The sequence below is a fragment of the Autumnicola lenta genome (genome assembly GCF_031846515.1).
Lineage (GTDB): Bacteria > Bacteroidota > Bacteroidia > Flavobacteriales > Flavobacteriaceae > Autumnicola > Autumnicola lenta.
Genome location: NZ_JAVRHO010000001.1, coordinates 196,364 through 216,341, shown reverse-complemented (window position 1 = coordinate 216,341; position 19,978 = coordinate 196,364). Strand labels below are relative to the sequence as shown.

Sequence of the window (19,978 nt, the reverse complement as noted above, 5' to 3'; positions counted from 1 at the left end):
GCTGTCCAAAACGGGCAGCCTTTTTTATTTGCCCTTTCCCCGTCATCCGGTACAGTTTCTTTTAAGACTGATAAAAGACTATCCTCATAAACCTGAATTACCAGGATCAACAAAATCTGGTCAAAAGTTAAAAATATATTAAAGTAATTTTCTTTTTGTAACAGCGAAGGTTAAGTATCAGTCTTTTAAGTATAACCTTTAAATTTATTTATTATGAAAAGAATTCATGTTTTAATGCTGATGTTTCTATTTTGCATTGGCAGTGTGTTGACCGTAAATGCCAAAACGGTCACAGAAGATCCTAACGCTGTAAAAGTGGAAATCCAGGAGCTCTTAAAAGATCACAACCTGGAATTAGAGGAAGATATTGTCACCAGGGTGCTTTTTATGGTAAACGATGACAAAGAATTGGTGGTATTGTTCATTGATTGCAAGAACGAAAATGTGAAAGCTTATATTAGGAGCAGGCTTAACTACAAAAAGATTAAATCTTCCATGGACACCGACTTTGATAAGATTGTAATACCTGTTAAAATAAAAGCTTAACATCATTCATCTATTTATTTCAGTCAAAAAACGTTATTACACAAAAAAAGCTGACCAATTTGGTCAGCTTTTTTCTTTTTTTGAGAATTTTGATCTGTAGGTTATTCCCTCTCCGGATACCAATCCGCAAGAACTACTTCAATATCTTCATTTTCCTGGTTGACCAGTTCTTTAAACTTTTCAACGTCTGCCAGTCCGTCCTGTCCTCTGTAGTGGTAAGGGTAAACCTTATCTGGAGCAAATGCCAAAACTCCTTCCGCAGCCTGATCTACCGGCATTGTGTATGGTAAATTCATCGAAACCAGCGCTACATCAATATTCTGTAGATTTCTCATTTCCGGAATATCTTCAGTATCACCAGAAATATAAAGACGTGTACCATCTTTTTCCAACACGTAACCATTTCCGCGGCCTTTCACGTGCATGGCGTCTTCAGCTTCAGGTAAATTGTACATCGGCACAGCTTCAATAGTAAATCCCATATGCGCCATGCTTTCTCCGTTGTTCATTACAACAAGCCGATCGCTCATTTCCGCAGGTAATTGATCTTTTACCGCCTGTGGAACTATAATTTTAAGGCTATCGTCCAGTTCCATCGCCTGCAGGGTTTCGGCATCCATATGATCTCCATGAATGTCTGTTATTAAAATAAAGTCAGGCTCTTCAGCATCGCTAAATGCTTCAGCTCCACCAACAGGATCTGTATAAAATACTGCGTCACCCCATTTAAACACTGCAGTAGCATGAGAAATGGGTTCAATGTCTATTGAAACAGAATCCATTTCCTCCTCTACGGTGGTTCCTGTCATTTCTGTGACATCATTTTCTGCCTGCTCTTTTTGTTCATTTTTACAGGAGACAAGTAAAATAGCAAGCGTTAGAAGTGTAAATATTCTTTTCATAATTTGAAGTTTAAATGTAATTTATTGAACTTAAAAAGAGTATCAAAAAATGACAATTATTAGCATTATAGCTGCATGCGCTGCATAACAGCAGATTAGGTATAAATTTACGCAACCTGATATTGAATGGGTTTTCGTTTAATAAAGATTTAAGAAAGGTTCAGCTTTAATTTAATGTCTCCACGTGCATATGGGTTGTTTTCCTCTATGGGAATCTCCTCAAAACCGTACTTTTTATAGATGTAAAGGGCGTTTTCAAGTTTGCGACTGGAATATATAATAAGATGATCCCAATGCTGATTTTTGGCAAATTTCAGCGTATGTTCCATCAGTTTTTGCCCAATCTTCTTTCCCTGATATTCTGGTGCGACGGCCATTTTAGTGAGTTCATAAACTCCTTTCTTCATTTTCATCAAAGCCACGGTAGCGATAATCTTACCGGCGTCTTTTACGAAGAAAATGTTGCCTCCGGGTTGGATAATGTATTTATCGGGATTTCCCAGCACTTCTTCATCATGTGGTTCTACAGAGAACAGTCGTTCCAGCCATGCGAGGTTTAAATTTTTAAAGTTTTCGGCATATTGAGGAGCATAGGTGAGTATTTCCATTATTGATTGCAATTTTTCGGACAAATTTAGGAATTACTTATTTCTGAAAAGTTAATTTTCAACTTCTATTCTATACATAGCTGTGGTTCAGGATTAAAATTTTTAATTTAAGCTGAAAATCCTTCTTTTATGTATAAAGCAAAGCACATTGGCCTCCTTTATTCTTTAATGGTCATTTTCCTTTCGTCCTGTTCTGCAGTTTCAACAGAACAGCAGGACGAAATTATGATTCTGCCGCCGGAGGAACTTTACGGAGAGCTTTTTTATGACGTGCAAACCAAAGAAATCTTTCCCGATAGCAAAGCTTTTGTAGATGCCATACCAAAAAAGGATGTAGAGGAGATTAGAGAAGAATATCGTAAGCTGGATGATAAATCTGTAAACTCAATTTCAGCATTTGTAAAATCTAATTTTGAAATTCCGGGAGACACTGATATTTATAAGTCAGATTCTTCGTCAATTAATCAGCACATAAAAAAGTTGTGGAAAGTTTTAAAACGCCCTGCAGATGAACAAATTTCCGGTACACTTATACCTTTGCCCAATCCATACATCGTGCCCGGCGGGAGATTTAGGGAAATATATTACTGGGATAGTTATTTCACGATGTTGGGACTACAGGAAGATGGAGAGACAGAGACCATCCGGAATATGGTGGATAATTTTGCATACCTGATTAACACTTACGGATTTATTCCGAACGGAAACAGAACCTATTACCTTGGTAGATCTCAACCGCCATTTTTTGCAATGATGGTCGAGGTTTTGGCTGAAGAGGAAGGAGATGAGGTTTACTTGGAATATCTCGAGGAAATGCAGAAGGAGTATAATTTCTGGATGGCCGGTGTGGAAAATTTGAGTCAGGAGAATCCTGCCCATCGTCGTGTGGTTCAGATTGCTGAAGGAGAAATCCTGAACAGGTATTGGGATGATAATCCCGAGCCAAGACCCGAAAGCTATCGTGAAGATATTGAAACGGCTGAAGAGGCCGTAGCCGCTTTTCCTGAGTTAACCAAAGAGGAAGTCTATAGAGATTTGAGGGCCGGCGCAGAGTCCGCTTGGGATTATTCCAGCAGATGGCTGGATGCAGATGCTTCAGGCGATTTTAGTCTCTATACAATTTATACGACAGACATCATTCCGGTAGATCTTAATTCATTGTTGTATAACCTGGAAGGAACAATTGCTAAAGCATATCAACTTTCCGGCAATACTTTTGAAGCTGAAGAATTTAGAAATAAACAGCAAAGGAGAAAGAAACTTCTAGATAAATACTGCTGGAATAGTCAAAAAGAATTCTATATGGATTATAACTTCAGAAGAAATAAGAATACTGAAGTAGTATCACTCGCAGGAGTTTATCCGCTCTTTTTTGAGGTTGCAGCCCCCGGGAAGGCCGGCGAAGTAGCAGAAAAAATTCAGAGTGATTTTCTGAAATCAGGAGGTGTAGTGAGCACACTTAGTCACACCGGGGAGCAGTGGGATGCTCCAAATGGATGGGCGCCCTTACAATGGATTAGTATTAAGGGCCTAAGAAATTATGGAAAGGAGGCATTGGCAAATAAAATTAGAAATCGCTGGCTGGGGATTAATGAAGCTGTTTATGCCCGCACTTATAAGATGCTGGAAAAATATAACGTAGAAGACCTAACAAAGAAAAGTGGCGGGGGAGAATATCCTACACAGGACGGTTTTGGATGGACCAATGGCGTATACCAAAGGTTATCTGGTGAAAAGTAGTGGTCCGGTTTAATAATTAATTTATAACTTTAAGAAAAAAGCAGCATTTAGTAATTATGGAAGAGCTACAAGTTTATATAGAATACACAGCAAAATTTATAGAAGTAGCGGGTATACTCACTATTGTGATTTGGACTTCAATTGCCCTTGGCAGATTTCTCTTTTCTATACAGGGAACCAAACCACGTTCTTACCGGCTGCTAAGACAGGAATTAGGTAAAGGAATTCTTCTGGGACTGGAAATACTTGTAGCGGGAGATATAATTGCTACTGTAGTGACAGAGCCTACTATGGATAGAGTCCTCGCTCTTGGTGTAATTGTACTAATTAGAACCTTCCTTAGTTTTTCTATTGAACTGGAAATTGAAGGTAAATTTCCCTGGCAAAGAGAAAGCCATGAGAAAAGGCTTGATCGGGATGAATAAAAGGATGTCTTCTTCAAATTAAAATCAATTCTAATTTCTAAAGCACATCCTGATTCTAAAAGTGATAATTGCGTTTTGTAAAATCTACAGCGTGAATTCAGCTAACAATTTCTGAACTTCATAAATGTCCACTTTTTTGTTAAAACGTTTTGAAATGGAAGGTGTCTGTTCTCCTGAAATCCAGATTTTTAATTCTGCATCCAGGTCAAAACTTCCTGCAGTTTCTACACTAAACCTGGAAATACTTTTATAAATTACAGAAAAATATTCAATTTTTCTACCCGTTAATCCCTGCACATCAATAATAATTAATCTTTTGTTGGTGAAAATAAAGGTGTCTCTAATGATTTTGAATCCTGCTTCAAGAGTTTCAGAAGGAATTAAAAGTTTACCGTAATCTGCCTGAAGTTGATCTTTATCAATCGCACCGGCATTTCCTAAGAGGGAAGAAAGTATACTCATATCTACAGCAGTAATTAATTTGGTATACAAGTATATTCTAATTTGATGAAATTAGGAACTTCCCTACAATGTTTTTTCAAGAATAGAACGGTTATGGTGCCAACAAAAAAGAACATCAGCTGTTCCAATTCGGAGTCAACTGATGTCCTAATCCATTCTAAATAATCAAGCTAAAGTTTTTAAAGAAAAGAAGAGTATTTATTTTGTAAAGCTGGTTACAACGTCAACTTCATCTTCCTGTTCAAGTGTGCCGCGGTGTGTATTTATGCTACTACCATTTTGTACAACTACTACCCAATTAATTGGTCCGGTAGAAAAATAGTCGGAATAATAATGGACTTTAACAGTGTATTCACCACTTAACAAAGTTGATCCTTCGGGATAAAAAATGTTTTCGGGGCCAAAGCCTTCTACGTTGTCGTAATCAAGAAATCCTCCGGTTTCAGAAGCCTGATTAGCATAATAAATTTTATTCCCGTCCGGCTCTTCCAGCCAAAGGTCCACGTCTGAGTTGTCCTGATCCCAGGTAAGGGTAATGGTGACATTTCCTGTTCCTGTAGGAACTGCTCTTATCTGTACCTTTTGGGGTGGAGACCATAGCTGTAGATTGCTGAAATCTACGGGCGCGCCCTGCATAGGCATTTCAAAGGTCTGCACCGTTGCTTCCTGGCTGATAGTATTTGGTATCAATGCGTGAGCTGTTAATCTTATTGGAGGATTAGGCCTACACCAGTTTACTTCTGTTTCCTTAGAAGTTGCCATGCGTTTCATTGCTCGCCGGGCCACTTTTGGGTCCGAGGACATTCTCAGGTTATCATTATCATCGCGGGAGTAGGGAATTTCAAAATATTCATCGGTGCCGTCAACCTTTAGAAAGAGAATTCCTGCTTCACCTTTTGCTCTTGCAGTAAAGTTGAATTCAGAATTAGGAGTCACGATTACACTTGTGGTCTGAACCTCTAGCTCACCTCCGTATTCGCCGTTACCAGGGTATGGGATATCTCCTGTTTTTCTTGTTCCGCCTTCTACTTCAAGAGCTTTGCTTAAAGAAGTAGCATCGGTTATTTGGATTTCGGAATTTTCTTCTTCCTCTTTGTCAGCCTCACTACAGGAAATCGTGAAGATGAACGCCGGAAGGCACAGTAATAATAGTAATTTGTTTTTCATAAAAAAAGGAATTGATTGGTTAGTGTTAAAGATCATTTTACTAGTTGGTTTTTCTTAAACTGTATAAATAAAAGTACCCTGAAAGTGTGCAGGACACAATACCCAGTTTTAGGTATATTTAGAAATGAGCTCAGGTATGTTCTTAAAGCTTTCAACATTGACTAATTTTGGAGAAAGGAAACAAGTGTTAACCAAAGCTCTTTTTAAATTATTCTTTTTACTTTAGAAAAAAATTAAAAATAGGGTTATAATAATCGGAATATGATGAAGAAATACAAAGGTATTAATACCATCTGTACCCACGTGGGTGAACTAAAGGACGAACAGTTTAAGGGAGCAGTTTCCCCTCTTTACATGTCCACTTCTTATGCTTTTGAAGATGTTGAAGTTAAGCGTTATCCGCGCTATTTTAACACGCCAAACCAGGTTGCCCTGGCCCAGAAAATGGCAGCTTTGGAACATGGTGAAGCTGCGCTTATTTTTGGTAGCGGAATGGCTGCAGTGAGTACTTCAATGATGGCTTTTTTACATAATGGAGATCATGTGGTACTCCAGAACACGCTGTACGGAGGGACGAGCAACCTGGTAGTGGAAGAATTTGACAAATTTGGGATAGAATATACGTTTACAGAAGATTATAGTCCTGAATCTTTTGAGAAGGAGATAAAAGATAATACGAAGGTGATATACATTGAAACTCCTTCTAATCCGCTGCTCACAGTTACAAATATAGAAGCTATAGCGAAAATTGCCAGAAAACATGGGCTGGTAAGTATGATCGATAATACGTTTGCCTCACCGGTAAATCAAAATCCTATAGATTTTGGTATTGATATCGTGATCCACTCCGCAACTAAATATATGGGAGGGCATAGTGATATTCTCGCCGGTACTGTAATTTCTTCGGAAGAACATATCGACAAAGTGTTTCAACTAGCCAAAAATTTTGGTGGCAGTCTGAGTGACTATACAGTTTGGCTCCTGGAAAGAAGTTTAAAAACCATGGGGCTTCGCGTTAAGGCGCAAAACGAAAACGCACAGGAATTGGCAGAATTTCTGGATAAAAATGAAGATGTGGCAAGGGTTTATTATCCCGGCTTGCAATCTCATCCAGATTACAAGGTTGCGGCTGCTCAAATGAAAGGTTTTGGCGGAATGCTTTCTTTTGAACTAAATGAAGAGTTGAATGCAGATTTATTTCAGAAGAAACTGAAGCTGATCAAATCCTCAATGAGCCTTGCCGGTGTCGAGTCAACGATTTTGTCTCCATCCAAAACTTCCCATGGATTACTATCTCCGGAAGAAAGGGAGAAACAGGGAATAAGAGACGGATTACTGCGATTTTCAGTAGGCATTGAAGAAAAAGAAGATCTTATAGAGGATATTAAACAAGCCATTGAAGCAGTGAGAGCTTAGGAAAAGCAGAAAGTAATTGAAGGTTATTTCGGATTCAATCGGTATTGGCGAAAAGTAAAAAGAAAAAATGAAATTAGATATATTGGCTGTAGGATCACATCCAGACGATGTGGAGCTTAGTTGTTCAGGAACTATAGCAAAAGAAGTAGACCGGGGGAAAAAAGTAGGGATCCTGGATTTGACAAGGGGAGAACTGGGTACGCGCGGTACTGCAGAAACACGTGACAAAGAAGCAGCAGATGCAGCGAAAATACTTGGTGTAAAAATGCGTCATAACCTGGAATTCAGTGATGGTTTTTTTGTAAACAATACTTCACACCAGCTGGAAATCATTAAAATCCTAAGGAAATATAAACCTGAAATAGTGCTTTGCAATTCCGTGGAAGATCGCCATATCGATCACGGGAAAGGAGCAAAATTGGTAAGTGACGCATGTTTTTTAAGCGGCTTAAGAAAAATTGAAACTTATCATGAAAAAGTAAAGCAGGAAGCCTGGCGCCCAAAACATGTTTTTCACTATATCCAATGGAAGAATCTGGAGCCTGATTTTGTGGTGGATATTTCGGGTTATATGGATATAAAAATGGCAGCTGTCAAGGCCTATAAAACTCAGTTTTTTGATGCGGAAAGTAAAGAGCCGCAGACGCCTATTTCCAGTAGTAACTTTTTGGAGAGTATTACTTATCGGGCAAGGGACTTAGGCAGACTTATTAATAAAGAACATGCTGAAGGCTTTATCGTAGAGCGGCATGTAGCCGTAGATTCGGTATTTGACCTGATATAAATAATAATTTTTTCTTTGGGAAATTATAGAAATAACTTACATTTGCAACCGCAATTAAAATGGTGGTTGTAGCTCAGCTGGTTAGAGCGCCTGATTGTGGTTCAGGAGGTCGCCGGTTCGAACCCGGTCTTCCACCCTTTAGAGGCTCCTTAGGAAACTAAGGAGCTTTTTTTTGCCCAAATCCGGAGTAAAAGGAGCCATAAACAACTCGATTTGATTTACAATACACTGTTTGATTAGTTTTTTAAAGCTCCTGTAAAACCCGGATCTAAAAGATTGTAAAGGGTCATGCCTTCAAAATGACAATTATCCACTCAGTAATTTCTTCTTCTCTCTATTTCTTTAAGCGCGGCGTTCTATATGTTTTATAAAATTTTAATAGAAATACCTTTACCGCACGCAACCTTCTAGTGGAAATTGTATCTATTATTAAACGATAAATTATGAAACTATTTCTTCAATTAACTGCGTTAGCCTTTGTTTTACTTTTTTCCGGATGTGAATCTGATGATGAAGAACAGTTAAAAGTTTTGGATTTAACCACTACCAATCTTGTAGGTACGTGGAAACTTTCAGAAACCTATGTAAGTCCTGGTGGAGAAACTTCGTGGCAGCCTGTAGAGGATGGAAGCTCTTATACTTTTACTCAGGAAGGAACTTTTACTTCAGATAACAATGAGAATTGTGCAGAGGGAGAATATACAGTAGCCGATGATAATCTGACGCTAACTTACACTTGCGAAGATTTGGAGGAAGGACAAGCTGATGTTTGGAATCTGGCAGTGCATTCACTTACAGAGGAAACACTTATTCTAAGCGGCATTGGTTGCATCGAGGCCTGTTTGTATAAGTACAAAAAAATCTGATTCGGAATTAATCTACCTTAGTTTTTAAGTTCTCTGGCAATTATTCACCTTATCTTCTTTAGCGTCTCTTTCTTTTATCTTGTATTTTTGGAAAAACTGAAGAAACACAATGAATTCAAGAGAGGAGCAATTAAAGGCCTTCGAGCGCCTTCTGGATATTATGGATGAACTACGGGAAAAATGCCCGTGGGATCGTAAACAGACGATGGAATCGCTGCGACACCTCACCATAGAAGAAACCTATGAGCTGGGTGACGCCATTCTGGATAAGGACATGGATGAGATAAAGAAAGAACTGGGAGATGTTTTGCTACACCTTGTGTTTTACGCAAAAATTGGAAGTGAGACTAATGATTTTGATATTGCCGATGTTTCTAATTCAATTTGCGAGAAACTCATTTCCCGGCATCCGCATATTTATGGGGATGTAAAAGTAGCTGATGAAGAAGAGGTGAAGAAGAACTGGGAAAACCTGAAGCTGAAAGAAGGAAAAAAAAGTGTGCTGGAAGGTGTTCCCCGTTCCCTGCCGGCCATGGTCAAGGCTAACCGGATACAGGATAAAGTAGCCGGAGTTGGATTTGATTGGGAAGAACCGCAACAAGTATTTGAAAAGCTTCAGGAGGAGCTGGGAGAACTTCAGCACGAAGTAAATTCTGATAACAGAGACGAAATAGAAGCGGAATTTGGTGATGTTTTGTTCTCGATGATCAATTACGCCCGCTTCCTCAAGGTCAATCCGGAAAATGCCCTGGAAAGAACTAATAAAAAGTTTATTAAGCGTTTTCAGTACCTCGAAGAAAAAGCAAAGGAAAACGATAAAGCATTAAAAGATATGACGTTGGCTGAGATGGACCTTTTCTGGAATGAAGCTAAAAAGCTTTAGTGCGGAGCAGTAAAGGGTGGAGAGTGAAGAGTCGATAATTTTTACTCTTCACTCTTCACTTTCCATTTTATAACCTAGTACAAGGACTTCACTTTTTGTAACTTCTTTTTCCAGACTTCCAACTGTGCTTTGTGGTCATTAATATTCTTGTGTACGTCCTGTACCAGTGGGTTATCTTCATCTACATTAGAAAAGAACTGAAGGTTGTTCTCGAGCTGTCTAATTTCGGCAGTGGTTTCTTCAATTTTCTTCGTTAAGAAATAATGCTCATTTCTGATTTTTTTCTCGTCATCTTCATCATTTAGCGCCTGGATCTTGTTCTCGTACTTCATCATTTCAGCTTTAGTACGGTTCACATCAAGTTTTCCGAATAACTGATCTAAGACTTTATTGAATTTCCCTTCAATAAAACGCTTGCTGTAAGGCACTTTACCAACGTTTTTCCATGCGGCAATATATTCCTTTATTTTTGCCAGGTCATCTTCTTTTTTGCCTGTAAATTCAAGAGCTTTTAATTTGTCCAGGATATCTTTTTTCTGTTCAAAAGCTTCGGTTTCTTCTTTGTTTTCTTCGTTTTTACTGGCATGTAGTCTGTCAAAATAATGGTTGCATGCAGCCTTAAACTGTTTCCAGACTTTATCACTGTCTTTTCTGGGAACATGTCCAATCTTTTTCCAGTCTGCCTGGATTTTCTTCATTAAGGGAGTGACAGTTTTGAAATCGTCACTGTCTTTATTATCATCTGCAATTTTTATAAGCTCACGCTTTTTCTCAAGATTGTCGTACTGCTGCTTTTTTAGGTTTTTGTAGAAGTTGTTTTTGTTCCGGTTAAATTTGCGAACGCTCTGTTTAAATTCGGTCCAGGTTTCTTCATTTTTAGCTCTTGGAACTTTTCCGGCTTTAAAGAATTCTTCTCTTAAAGCCTCAAGTTCCTTGATCTTTTGTTGCCATTTGTTATGGCTGTTATAATCCTCTTCAGCAATTTCCCGGATCTTACCTATGATTTCCTGTTTTTTAATCCAGTTCTTTTCATAAACCTCATCTAGGTTATTAAAGTACTGCTGTCGCTTATCGTGTATTTTTTTGGTCGCATCACTAAACCTTTCCCAAATATCTTCCCGGTATTCCTTTCCGACAGGCCCCAGCTCTTCTTTCCACATTTTGTGAAGCATTTGTAGTTCACGAAAGGCGCGGTTAACATCTTCCTCTTCTGCCAGCTCTTCTGCGCGATCTATAACTTTGAGTTTTTGCTCCAGGTTGTGTTTAAAATCTAAGTCTCTGAATTCTCTGTTTAGATGGAGGAAATCATAAAAATTCTCTACGTGGTGATGGTAAGTATTCCAGACATTATTGTAACGATCACGGGGGATTGCACCCGCCAACCTCCATCGATCCTGTAAATCCTTAAAATGTTTATAGGTGGTGTTAATATTTTCTTCAACATCGATAAGCCCTTTGAGCTCCTCGATAATTTCAAGACGCTTATTCAGATTTTGATTGAGGTCCTGCTTAAGTTTTTTATAGTAAAGATTTCTTTTCTCCTTGTAATCAAAGTAAAGATCATTAAACCTTTTCTTGAGTGGAGTGGAGTAGTGGAAGTCAATAATATTACCGCCATCTGCAAGAAACTCTTCTTTCTTCTCTTCCAGCTCTTCATCAAACTTAGCATTAAACTCCGCTCTTATTTCAGTAACGTGATCTTTAATTGCCTGCACCTTTTCCTTTTTCAGTAAAGCTTCCAGTTCGTCCGTCAGCTGTTCCTTACTCATGGAATGGTAATCTTTCTTCTCAATATCGTGTCTTTCAACTGCACTTTCATCCTCGCTGTCTTCAGCGACTGCTTCATCAACGTCTTCCTGGTGACTTTTAAAAGTCTTTCGGTTTTCATTCACCATTGCACCGGCTACATCTCCCTCCATATCTTCATCGTGCTCAGTCTCGCTGTTCCTGTTTTTAGCAGATAAATCTTGCTGTTTTTTGTTTTCCTGAACAAAGGCATCTGCAGAATCATTGTCAGAATCCTTGCCTTTTTCAAGTTCTGAAACTTTAGAAGCTGCAGCACGTTTTTCTTCTTCTGAAGCGGGGTCTGCCTCAATCGCGTCCGGCTTTGCAGTGTTTATCTTCTCCTCCAGGCTTTTCGACTGCTCCTCTTCTTTATTACTGTCAAAAGTAGGGTTCGCAGCAGTTACGTCTTCCTGCTTCATATTTTCCTGTACGATAGCATCTGCCGTGTCATTCTCGTTCTCTTCATTTTCTTCTTCGGAAGCTGAAGATGCCGCAGTGGATTTGTCTTTAGCTGAAGCAGGCGCGTTAGAATTGCCATTTCCAGCAGGCTGAGCTTTTTCTGTATTCTCAACAGGTTCAGAAAATGAATTTTCATCAGTGCTTTCTTCTGCTGCCTTACTTTCACTTTCCTTCATAGCTCCTTTTTCTGAATTGGTATTTTCAGAAGCATTAGGATTAACGCCGGAAAGGTTTTTATTTTCCTTATCATTTTCTTCGTGAGACATATCGTTCAGTGTTAACGTTCGTCGTAAAGTTTATGCCTGAAAGATAACAACTCCCCTAAAATTGGGCAAGGGATTGAGTCTATTTGTAATGAGATGGAATAAAAGGAAGAGGATATCAGATATTCCAGATTTCCCAGGCTTTTTCTGCTTGTAATTGCAGCATTTGCAGACCGTTACTGGTAGAAGCACCGTTTTTTGCCGCCAGTTCCATGAATTTTGTGGTCGACGGATTGTAAATTAAATCGTAAGCCAGATGATCCTGAGTTAAATAGTGGTAAGGAATATCGGGATGATCTTCAGTATTTGGAAAAGTTCCTAAAGGAGTGGTGTTGATTATAATTTTATACTTCTGAAGGATTTCCTCATTTAGATCCTGATATGAGACCTGGTCTGGCCCGGGTTTTCTGGAAACGTAAAGGTACTTTATTCCGAGTTTTTGAAAGGCAAACGCAACTGCTTTCGAAGCTCCGCCCGTACCCAGGATTAAAGCACGATAATTGCCATTTTTAAGCATCGGCTTTATTGCGGCTGTAAATCCAACATAATCTGTATTATACCCGGTAAGGCTTTTGTCTTCTTCAATTTTAACGGTATTTACCGCTCCAATAGCTTCAGCATTCTCATCAAGACGGTCCAGATAGTCCATAACCGACTGTTTATACGGAATTGTAACATTTAAGCCCTTCAAATCTTCATTTTGCTGAATTACAGATTCAAATTGGCCAATTTCGGCAATATCAAAATTACGATATTCAGCATTTATAGCTTCCTTCCGAAACTTTTCAGAAAAATAGCTTCTGGAGAAAGAATAATCAATGTTTTTTCCGAGGAGTCCGAATAATTTCATGGTTTTTTAGCTTTTTTCTCATACCACGCGAGCGCAAATACGATAAATATTCCAAATAATATAAAGAAAATGGCAATCCAGGTTTGCTCATTGGCAAAATCAGGAAAATACCTGTCATAGTTGTCAATAATTCTGTTTCCCTGGCTGTCCGTAAGAATATTTCCGAAGTTGTCTACTTTAAAAATGGCTTCTTTCCACGGCCAAACCACTCCAAGTGATCCCGTGATAAAGCCAATTATCACTGCGAAGGTATCTTTTTTATAACGTTTTAAAACGTAACCGAGCAAATGCGACAGAGAAACAAGGCCGGCCAGCGAACCCACTGAAAAAACCACCAATACCTGTAACATTCTTAGCCGTTCCTGGTTGTTGAGAAAGTCGAAATGCAAGCTTAAGATGTCGGCTACTGTATCGTACAAAGCATTTACAGATTCTACGAGTAACAGTACATAATTGCCAAGTAAAATGAGAATAAAAGATCCGGAGAGGCCTGGAAGTGTCATCCCGGAAACACTAATCATCCCGCAGAAAAAAACAAACCATAAATTGTCATTTTCTTTAGCGGGTTCCAAAAAACTAATTGCGACGCCTAGAGTTATTCCCGCCAGGACAAAGAGAATGCTTCTTTTGCTCCACTCATCAAAATCTTTACTGATGTAGTAAATGGAGCCAATAATCATCCCGAAAAATGCGGCCCAAACGTAGAGCTCGTAATAAACAATAAGGTAATCGAGGATTTTGGATACACTAAAATAACTTATTAGCATACCTAAAATAAGAAGCCCAAGAAATTTTCCGTTTATATATTGAAAAAGACTCCGAAACCTGCCGCTTACAAGCAGTTTAAAAGCTTTAAGATTTACCTTTTGAAGAGAATAAATAAATTCTTCATAGAAGCCGGCGACAAAAGCAACGACACCGCCAGAGACACCGGGTACCTTGTTGGCAGCTCCCATGGCAAGGCCTTTGAGCACTAAAAAGAATTTATCGGTAAAGGTCCTAGTCTGCTGCATTAGCACTCAAAGGTTTTTGACTGGCAAAATATTCGAGGGCCAAAATAAGTAAGAAACCTGCCAACATTAGGATAACTGCAAAGAAGGTGTTAGGTTCTCCTTCAAAATTCCATGGTAATACAGATGTTTCTCTTAACACAACTTCTTTGTCACCATAAGTGGCTGTTTCCAATACTTTTTTCCAGGGCCATATTTTATTCAGCGAGCCGGCTATAAAACCTGTAAGAACAGCCAGGGTAATGGTGCTATAATTTGTAAAAAGCCATTTAAGTAAGCGGGAGAAGGTAAGTAAACCAAAAACAGCTCCAGTGGCAACGACCGCCAGGGTCTTGATATCGAAATTATGCGCTGCTTCACTAATCGTCTTGTAAGATCCCAGAAGTAATAAAATAAAAGCTCCAGAAATCCCCGGCAAAATCATGGCGCACACTGCTACAGCCCCGGCAAAGAACAAAAAAAGAGAACTGGAACTACCGGCCATTGGCGGGAGAGAGACGATATAAAAGGCAACCAATGCTCCAATAAGTAATGCTATCACAACCTTAAAATTCCATTCAGGGATCTGTTTTGCCACAAACCAGATGCTGGCCAGGACCAGGCCAAAAAAGAAAGACCAAATTAGGACGGGATGAGCTTCCAGAAGATAGTTGGTAAGACGCATGACAGTGAAAATACTGATTAAAATCCCTGATAAAAGAGCAACAAGAAAAGAACCATTCAGTTCCTTCCACATTGCAACGAATCCGTCTTTTTTCCAGATTTTAAGCAAGGAAATATTTACTCCGCCAATGGTGCCAATAAGTTCTTCGTAAATCCCCGAAATAAAAGCTATAGTTCCCCCAGAAACACCAGGAACAACGTCTGCAGCCCCCATAGCCATACCTTTTAATGTAATTGTAAAATAATCCCTGATACTTCGCTGCATGTTCTTAAATTAAGATTCAACCAAAGGTATAAAAAAGTTAAAGGTGGAAAGTTTAAAGTAAAACGTAAATATAGAAACTTAACGAGACAGGAATAAAATGATTTACAAAAATATATGCATTCTATGTTATCAGTTTCTCAGATTTAAGACAGCTTTTAGATATCTGAGTGATTTAAAGGAAGAAAAGTAGTTGTCAAAGGTTATAGAAATGAAAGTTTATCTTTGGTTGAAAGCTGGATGAAAAAAAATAAAGAGATATATCCACAGGAATTTTATGTTTTTCCGGGAAACTTAGGAGGTTTTTACGTAGGAATTGATAATCTCCTTTACGCTCTTGCGCCTAAAAATAGTAGGAAATAATTCTTCTATAATGATGTAGTATTCTGCATCAAGTTTAAGGCCGTTCTTCAAATGGAAATATGCTTTTTCTCCTTCGTTAAGGGAGAAGAATAATCCCGCGAGGCGGTATTCAATTTCGGCAGTTTCAGGATAAAATTCCATTGCCTGCATCAGGTTTTGAATGGCAGTTTCAAATTCTCCCAAATCTATGAGAATGTCACACCGTTTGATCCAGGTTTCCAGCTCATAATTTCCCAATTCCAGGCTTTTCTTGTAGCCTTGTTCAGCTTCTTCGTAAAAGTTTAACCGATTATTAATTTTCGCGTATCGTTTCCAGTAAAGCACGTTTTCTTCATCTATATTAATTGCTTTGTTGATATAGTAAAGTGCTTTTTGATAGTTGCGTTTTTTGATGTAGAAATCTGTAATGGCAATCCAGCCTTTGTCAAGAAGCGGATCTTCATGTACCGTCTTTTTAAAATTATCCAGCGCCAGCTTGTCTGCTCCAAGTTTCTCAAAACATTTTCCAATTCTCAGATAAGCAAAAGAAGTGGGGTCGTCCAGCTCCAGTGTTATACGGTAATTCTCAATAGCTTCATTGTAACGGCCAAGCTTTTCCAGCACCTTTCCTTTTTCAAGGTAGGCACCAATAAAATAGTCGTCACTAATAATGGCGAAATCAAATGCTGTAAGTGCTTTTTCGTAGTCCTTTAGATCAAAATACTGTTTTCCAACCTGGTGCCATGCCACTTCGCAATATGGATTCTTGTTCAGGTACATGTTGAGATACTCAATTGCTTCATTTTTTTGATCAAGAAAATCAAAGCAGTACATCGCGTTATACAATGCCGAATAGTCTTCCTCATCTGCTTCCAGGCACTTCATAAAACTATACTTGGCATTTTCGAAATCTTCAAGAAAAAGATATTCCATTCCTATTAGGGAATGCACATCGGCTTCATCTAAGGTTATTTCAAGAGCCATTTCGAGCGCATGAATAGCAGCCTGGTGGTTGTCCCTCTTAGATAATATTTGTGCTTTTTGAATATACACCTCTTCATTGGAAGCTTCCAGTCCCTGGAGCTCATTAAGCAATCCATCGGCCAGATCCAATTTATCTTCAAAAACAAGGATTTCTACCTTAAAGAGCTTAAGATTTGTGGAGGTTGGGTGTTGCGCGAGCCCTAATTTGACAGCCTTTTTTGCCAGTGCAATTTTGCCGTTCTCCAAATAATGATGAATGATGTTCTCAAACTCATTCGAGTCAAAGAAAAGAACATCGTTTGTTTTCAGCATCGATTCAAAGCGGGTAAGCGAGAAATTGTTTTCTTCGTTATGGCTCAATTGCATAAACAAGGTGTTACGGGATTTCTACTGTAATAAAATTAAAAATCATAACAAGCGTTTCCGGCAAATGGTAATTTTGTTGTTAACAATTTAATCAACAGGAGCGGCCGCGCTCATATATTTCTTCCAGTAGGTCAATAATAATGCCACAACCTTCTTTTATTTCTTCTACTGAAATAGTTAGTGGAGGAGTGATACGAATTGCTTTCTTTTCAAATAAAAGCCAAAATAAAATTAGTCCTTTATCTTTTGCTTTAAGTATGATTTCTGAAGCAATTTCCTCAGAAGGTACAAGGGCTGCGAGCATCAAACCTTTTCCGCGTACTTCCGCTATTAGCGGGTGCACGAGCAATTCGCGGAACAATTTCTCTTTCTGCAGAGTTTCAGGAATTAAATCTGTTTCCGTTATTTCTTTTAATGTTGCCAAAGCGGCAGCCGCAATTACCGGATTGCCCCCAAAAGTGGTGATATGTCCCAGTTTCGGATTGTCTGCCAAAAGGTCCATTAATTCTTCTGAAGCAGCAAAAGCACCTATAGGCAACCCGCCACCCATACCTTTTCCTAAAGCAACAATATCTGGTGTAACATCGAAATTTTGAAAGCCAAATAGTTTGCCTGTTCTTCCAAATCCCGGCTGAATTTCATCCAGAATTAATAATGTTCCGGTTTTTTCGCAACGCTCTTTCACCTTTTTCAGAAAATTGTTTTCCGGAAGAATAAAACCCGCACCTCCCTGGATCGTTTCCAGGATAACACCTGCTGTGTTTTCAGTAATTTTCTCCAGATCGGCTTCATTATTAAAAGTAATAAAGGAAATATCTCCAATTAATGGTCTAAAAGGAGCCATGCGTTCTTCCATGCTCATAAGGCTTAGCGAACCCATGGTGTTGCCGTGGTAAGCATCTTTGGCTGCGATAATTGCACTACGTCCTGTAGCTCTTCTGGCAAGTTTTAACGCGCCTTCAATAGCTTCGGTTCCCGAATTGGTCAGGTATGTTTTTTTGATATTATCGGGAAAGTATGTGGCGAGAAGCTTTGCAAGTTCCACCGCTGGTTCCTGGGCATATTCTCCATAGACCATCACGTGCAGGTATTTCTCTGCCTGATCTTTTATTGCATTTACTACTGCAGGATGGCAATGACCTAATGAACATGCCGAAACTCCAGCCACGAAATCGAGATGTTTTCTACCGTCTGTAGTATAAATATAAGAACCCCTGGCATGTGAGACTTCCAGCCCCAGTGGATGTGGAGTGGTTTGCGCCTGGTATTTTATAAAATCTTCTTTCAAATCTGCTCATTTTCGTCCTCAGAAGATGTGTTCTTCAATTGGTTTACAGGCTGGATTTCTTCCTGTTCTCTTCTGGGCAGATTTCTGGAATTCTGAAGATCTTCGGGTTGCAGTCTGGAATTTTCATTCAGCAAAAGATCATCGTCTTCCCGCTCATCAAAAAATTCTTCCTGCTCTTCCGGTAAAGGAATGCCCTGAATCCGGACAAGTTGAGGTACAGGCTTTCCTTCAAAAAGGTCTTCCTTTGTCGTTAGCCTTTCTTCGCCCCGCCAGTTAAAACCAATAAGTAGTCTTTGATTTATGGGAAATTCTTCTTCGGGATATAATCCGCCTTCAGGATCGTCAAAATAATAAATTTCATCTATATCCTGCTCACTGAACAAAATCCTTATAGAACTTGATACTGTTCGGTTTATCCCTATAAGTTCCTGTTGTTCGTTGCGCATGTAATTCAGCGTTTCAGTATTCTTGTTTATGTCTACCTGATAAATGTCGTTTTCGCGAAACAGTCCTACCAGTTCCATACCCTTTACCTGATTGTAACCTTCAACAGTATCCTTTTGAACCAGAAAAGCATTGTCGAATACCATTAATGAGTCCAGTTGTTCGGTATCAGGATTAGATTTAAGATGAATAGTGTCTCCGGTCATCTGGCTTTCTCCAGACCAAATCACGGGATTTCTTCTTTTCGTCACAGAAGTAACCGGGCCGCTGGTTATATTAATAAGTTTGGTTAATCCGGTTCTTTGATCTACATAAATAGAGTCGCTCTTCCCGCTCATATCTGTTTTAAATATCCTTACATCATAAAATCCGCGAATCACTCTTTCCTCAGGAACGCCTGTGATCATGAGAGTGTCACTGTGTATAAATACGGAGTCTTTGTCCTGTAAAGTAGCCGCTACGGGTCTCTTAGTAATAATTACTGAATCTCTTTCGCGAAATACTTCAGCGTAGTGACCTTTTACCACACTTTGATTTCTGGTATCTGTAATTATAATGTTATTCGTGGCTGAAGCAAAATTTCTGTTCCTGTCAAAATAAAGGCTGTCTCCTTCTACCTGTCTGTTTTTATAGTCGATCTGGGAATTTTTAACAAAATATCCGGTATCGCCACGGGTATCATAAAAACCTCTTTCGCAATAAACTGTGCTGGTTTCGCTTTCGATGGTTGTAGGACCGTAGAGATAAGCGTGGCCGGTATCAGAATAGAAATCAAGTTGTTCAGAATTGATGACATATTCCGGGTTCGTTAAAACAACATCAGAGAGAAAGGAATATTTATCCTGCTCCATGTAATACCTGCCAACAAGGCTGGTAAGTACACTGGCGGTATCGGTTACCTGGCCTCCACTGCGATAATATGCCTGTTGTTTTACACGATCAAAAAACAAACTATCTGTTTTTAAAGTCGTTTGCGGCCTTTGCATAACCACTTGACCACTGGCAAAAGCAAATTGTGTAGTACCATTATACTCGGCATAACTACTGGCCATGCTCACAGTATCTCCCTGCTGCATTCTTACATTTCCAAAAGCTTTAAAAAAATTATCCTGATTGTAAAAAACTGCATTGTCGCACCATACCTCGATTCCCTGATGAGTAAAATGTACTTGGTTCTCAACTTTACTAAGAATAATAGCGCCAGGATACCTCTCTTCATTTTTTACCTGCCGGTCACTGGTGTAATTAATTTTCTTCCCATCCTGAGCATAACTGAAACAGGTACAGAACAGGATAGAAAAAATGAGGAGAAATCTGAAGTAATTCAAAAGAAAAAGTTTTAGCGAAAATAATGAAAATTCTGTGTAAAAAAGTATATACTTTTTCTGAATGCAGCGTAGATTCAATTAATATTAAAAATGATATCCACTCAAAATACCAGCCAATTATACTTGAACAACTCA

At 38.9% G+C, this 19,978-nt stretch carries 18 protein-coding genes and 1 tRNA gene; 8 read left to right on the top strand and 11 right to left on the bottom strand.

The window, feature by feature from the left end:
* Positions 1-213 precede the first annotated feature (213 nt).
* Positions 214-546 (top strand): hypothetical protein, encoded by a 333-nt coding sequence (locus RM545_RS00910; RefSeq protein ID WP_311493380.1) that lies wholly within the window; start codon positions 214-216, stop codon positions 544-546.
* 101 nt (positions 547-647) lie between these two features.
* Here RM545_RS00910 and RM545_RS00905 read toward each other — a convergent pair whose 3' ends face one another.
* Complete coding sequence (locus RM545_RS00905) at positions 648-1,448, bottom strand: MBL fold metallo-hydrolase (RefSeq protein ID WP_311493379.1); 801 nt, start codon at positions 1,446-1,448, stop codon at positions 648-650.
* Between the two features lie 149 nt (positions 1,449-1,597).
* Positions 1,598-2,056 carry a GNAT family N-acetyltransferase gene (locus RM545_RS00900; RefSeq protein ID WP_311493378.1) on the bottom strand — a complete coding sequence of 153 codons (459 nt, stop codon included), beginning with the start codon at positions 2,054-2,056 and terminating at the stop codon, positions 1,598-1,600.
* Between the two features lie 129 nt (positions 2,057-2,185).
* Here RM545_RS00900 and treF point away from each other — a divergent pair, with 129 nt between their 5' ends.
* Positions 2,186-3,796 (top strand): alpha,alpha-trehalase TreF, encoded by a 1,611-nt coding sequence (gene treF, locus RM545_RS00895; RefSeq protein WP_311493377.1) that lies wholly within the window; start codon positions 2,186-2,188, stop codon positions 3,794-3,796.
* A gap of 56 nt (positions 3,797-3,852) precedes the next feature.
* On the top strand, positions 3,853-4,221 hold the full coding sequence (locus RM545_RS00890; protein WP_311493376.1) for a DUF1622 domain-containing protein: 369 nt from the start codon (positions 3,853-3,855) through the stop codon (positions 4,219-4,221).
* A gap of 84 nt (positions 4,222-4,305) precedes the next feature.
* Here RM545_RS00890 and RM545_RS00885 read toward each other — a convergent pair whose 3' ends face one another.
* Both RM545_RS00885 and RM545_RS00880 read right to left on the bottom strand, forming a co-directional pair.
* Entirely contained in the window at positions 4,306-4,683 is a 378-nt protein-coding gene (locus tag RM545_RS00885) for a PH domain-containing protein (protein ID WP_311493445.1), read from the bottom strand.
* Positions 4,684-4,881: 198 nt separating this feature from the next.
* A complete protein-coding gene (locus tag RM545_RS00880) occupies positions 4,882-5,850 on the bottom strand; it encodes a YfaP family protein (RefSeq protein ID WP_311493375.1) in 969 nt (322 codons plus the stop codon).
* 261 nt (positions 5,851-6,111) lie between these two features.
* Here RM545_RS00880 and RM545_RS00875 point away from each other — a divergent pair, with 261 nt between their 5' ends.
* From RM545_RS00875 to mazG, 5 genes are all read left to right on the top strand, one after another.
* Positions 6,112-7,266, top strand: coding sequence for a trans-sulfuration enzyme family protein (locus RM545_RS00875; RefSeq protein ID WP_311493374.1), 1,155 nt, complete (start codon positions 6,112-6,114; stop codon positions 7,264-7,266).
* 67 nt (positions 7,267-7,333) lie between these two features.
* Complete coding sequence (gene bshB1, locus RM545_RS00870) at positions 7,334-8,050, top strand: bacillithiol biosynthesis deacetylase BshB1 (RefSeq protein ID WP_311493373.1); 717 nt, start codon at positions 7,334-7,336, stop codon at positions 8,048-8,050.
* A gap of 61 nt (positions 8,051-8,111) precedes the next feature.
* Positions 8,112-8,187 (top strand) — tRNA-His (locus RM545_RS00865).
* 306 nt (positions 8,188-8,493) lie between these two features.
* A complete protein-coding gene (locus RM545_RS00860; RefSeq protein WP_311493372.1) occupies positions 8,494-8,916 on the top strand; it encodes a lipocalin-like domain-containing protein in 423 nt (140 codons plus the stop codon).
* A 109-nt stretch (positions 8,917-9,025) separates the two neighbouring features.
* Positions 9,026-9,799, top strand: coding sequence for a nucleoside triphosphate pyrophosphohydrolase (mazG, locus tag RM545_RS00855; RefSeq protein WP_311493371.1), 774 nt, complete (start codon positions 9,026-9,028; stop codon positions 9,797-9,799).
* 74 nt (positions 9,800-9,873) lie between these two features.
* On the opposite strand, the gene RM545_RS00850 is transcribed toward mazG, so the two are convergent.
* The 7 genes from RM545_RS00850 to RM545_RS00820 all read right to left on the bottom strand — a co-directional run bounded on the left by RM545_RS00850 (position 9,874) and on the right by RM545_RS00820 (position 19,843).
* Positions 9,874-12,309 (bottom strand): DUF349 domain-containing protein, encoded by a 2,436-nt coding sequence (locus RM545_RS00850; RefSeq protein WP_311493370.1) that lies wholly within the window; start codon positions 12,307-12,309, stop codon positions 9,874-9,876.
* A 115-nt stretch (positions 12,310-12,424) separates the two neighbouring features.
* Positions 12,425-13,156, bottom strand: a complete 732-nt coding sequence (locus RM545_RS00845) for a shikimate dehydrogenase family protein (RefSeq protein WP_311493369.1) — start codon at positions 13,154-13,156, stop codon at positions 12,425-12,427.
* On the bottom strand, positions 13,153-14,169 hold the full coding sequence (locus tag RM545_RS00840) for a DUF368 domain-containing protein (protein WP_311493368.1): 1,017 nt from the start codon (positions 14,167-14,169) through the stop codon (positions 13,153-13,155). The genes RM545_RS00845 and RM545_RS00840 overlap by 4 nt, the downstream gene beginning before the upstream one ends.
* Positions 14,156-15,094, bottom strand: coding sequence for a DUF368 domain-containing protein (locus tag RM545_RS00835; protein WP_311493367.1), 939 nt, complete (start codon positions 15,092-15,094; stop codon positions 14,156-14,158). Before RM545_RS00835 ends, RM545_RS00840 begins: the two co-directional genes overlap by 14 nt.
* Positions 15,095-15,385: 291 nt before the next feature.
* Positions 15,386-16,783 (bottom strand): tetratricopeptide repeat protein, encoded by a 1,398-nt coding sequence (locus RM545_RS00830; protein ID WP_311493366.1) that lies wholly within the window; start codon positions 16,781-16,783, stop codon positions 15,386-15,388.
* Positions 16,784-16,874: 91 nt separating this feature from the next.
* On the bottom strand, positions 16,875-18,071 hold the full coding sequence (locus tag RM545_RS00825; RefSeq protein WP_311493365.1) for an aspartate aminotransferase family protein: 1,197 nt from the start codon (positions 18,069-18,071) through the stop codon (positions 16,875-16,877).
* Positions 18,068-19,843, bottom strand: a complete 1,776-nt coding sequence (locus RM545_RS00820; protein WP_311493364.1) for an OstA-like protein — start codon at positions 19,841-19,843, stop codon at positions 18,068-18,070. Before RM545_RS00820 ends, RM545_RS00825 begins: the two co-directional genes overlap by 4 nt.
* Between the last annotated feature and the right edge of the window lie 135 nt (positions 19,844-19,978).